Below are 390 nucleotides of genomic sequence, written 5' to 3' on the forward strand. Positions count from 1 at the left end.
CATCACCATCAAGCTAATAAAACAAAATCCCCCCTAAAATGAAAAAATACGCTATTCTTTCTGTAGAATCATAAGAAAGGATGGCGTTTTTGTATGTCTATTTCTGTATCTGATGAATTGCAACTATTTGCTCAAGAAATTCAAAGCTTCTTATCTCAAAATATCTTACGAGATATTGCTAGAGATGTTGGTTTTGTGCAGCGAACCAGTAAGTACCAAGCAAAGGATTTAGTCGCTTTATGTGTATGGATGAGCCAAAATGTCGCTACAACTTCTTTAACTCAGTTATCCAGCTGTTTAGAAGCATCAACAGAAGTGCTCATCAGTCCTGAGGGATTGAATCAACGGTTTAATAAAGCGGCCGTCCAATTTTTGCAACACATATTAGCG

1 pseudogene is annotated in these 390 nt (G+C 36.9%); it reads left to right on the forward strand.

Annotated elements, in window-relative coordinates:
* Positions 1 to 93 precede the first annotated feature (93 nt).
* A pseudogene (locus ACM6HU_RS00075) lies at positions 94 to 390 on the forward strand (IS4 family transposase); the annotation flags it as partial.

The organism is Bacillus sp. IT-79MI2 (assembly GCF_949768135.1).
Classification (GTDB): domain Bacteria; phylum Bacillota; class Bacilli; order Bacillales; family Bacillaceae_G; genus Bacillus_A; species Bacillus_A pseudomycoides.